This is a genomic window from Gordonia sp. IITR100, from assembly GCF_002009645.1.
Classification (GTDB): Bacteria; Actinomycetota; Actinomycetes; order Mycobacteriales; family Mycobacteriaceae; genus Gordonia; species Gordonia hongkongensis.
Window position 1 is genome coordinate 1 of sequence record NZ_MVKV01000044.1, and the last position, 1,646, is coordinate 1,646.

Sequence of the window (1,646 nt, forward strand, 5' to 3'; positions counted from 1 at the left end):
AGCCTGGATCCGTGGATGGGTTCGGGGTGTCGGTAACGTGAAAATGCCCTCTGAGCTGGAATGATTGGTGGTGTTGAGACACAAAACATTCCAGCTCAGAAGGCACTTTCAGTGAAAGTATCGCACACGTTCTCCGCCACGTCCGCCATGTTCGACGACGACAACCTGGTGTCGCACGCCGGACTGGTGCCGGTCATGAGAGTGGCCGAGTCGACCGGGTTGGCCGCATCGCTGGGCGACCGGGTCGATCTCGGCACCACCCAGGTCGCCTCCGCTGGGGCAAACCTCGACGCGAAACTGTTGACCGTGATCGGCGGATTGTGTTGCGGCGCTGACAGTATCGACGACCTCGGAATGGTCCGCAGCGGTGGGCACACCCGTCTGTTCGACCGCGTGTACGCCCCAGCCACGATCGGGCAAACGCTGCGCGAGTTCACCCCCGGCCACGCCCGGCAACTCAACGCGGTGATGACCCACACCTTGCCGGCGATGTGCGCCACCGCGGACCTGCTGCCCACCGACGGGTCCCGGGTGTTTGTCGATATCGACTCACTACTGCGCCCGGTCTACGGCTACCAGAAAGAAGGCGGCTCCTACGGGCACGCGAAAATCGCCGGGCGTGAACTGCTGCGCAAAGGGTTGTCCCCGCAGGTCACCACCCTGTCCGCGCCCGGGTATGCACCGGTGATCGGCAACGCCTGGCTACGCGCCGGGCGCACCGCTTCGGGAAACGGGGCAGCGAGAATGATCGCTGAAACCCTGACCACCGCACGCCGCTGTGGGGCGAGCGGGGAGATCACCGTCCGCGGCGACGCCGCCTATGGCACCGCCGCGGTGATGCGCACCTGCCAACGCCTCGCAGCGACGTTCTCGCTGGTCCTGCGCACCAATACGGCGATCACCCGCGCCATCACCGCGATCGGCGACGACGCCTGGACCCCGGTGCACTACCCCGGGGCGGTCACCGACCCCGACACCGGCGAACTGATCTCTGATGCCGAAGTCGCCGAAACCACCTACACCGTGCAACCGGACTCCACCCAGCCGGTCACCGCCCGACTGATCGTGCGTCGGGTCACAGCCCACCACCCCGCCGGCACCGACACCCTGATGCCCGCCTGGCGGTACCACTCGTTTTTCACCAACACCACCGACGACACCGTCACCGCCGACATCACCCACCGCCGCCACGCCATCATCGAAACCGTGTTCGCCGACCTCATCGACGGACCGCTGGCCCATCTGCCCTCCGGACGGTTCGGTGCTAACGCCGCCTGGCTGGCACTGACCGCGATCAGCCACAACCTGATGCGCACCCTCGCCGCACTCACCAACACCCCCAGACTGCGGGCCGCGCGGGGCGCAACGCTGCGCCGCACACTCATCGCGATACCCGCCCGACTAGCGCGACCAGCACGAACACCGGTCCTGCACCTACCCCGACACTGGCCCACCCAACACGCCTTCACCGCGCTGTGGGCCGCGGTCAACACCACCTGACCTACCAACCACACCCGCCCACCCACCACCAAGGAACCCCAGTGAAAAGGCTGACACCGGTCAGCGAATACCACACGCCCACAACACAATCAGACGATCACGCGCCCCAACCCACCCCACCTGAAACCCTTCCACGGATTCAGGCT

General features: G+C 66.2%; 1 protein-coding gene. It reads left to right on the forward strand.

What is annotated here, in order from left to right; translation table 11 throughout:
• Positions 1-111: 111 nt before the first annotated feature.
• Positions 112-1,500: an IS1380 family transposase gene (locus B1818_RS23790; protein ID WP_078114169.1), complete on the forward strand. Its 1,389-nt coding sequence runs from the start codon at positions 112-114 to the stop codon at positions 1,498-1,500.
• The last annotated feature ends 146 nt before the right edge of the window (positions 1,501-1,646 follow it).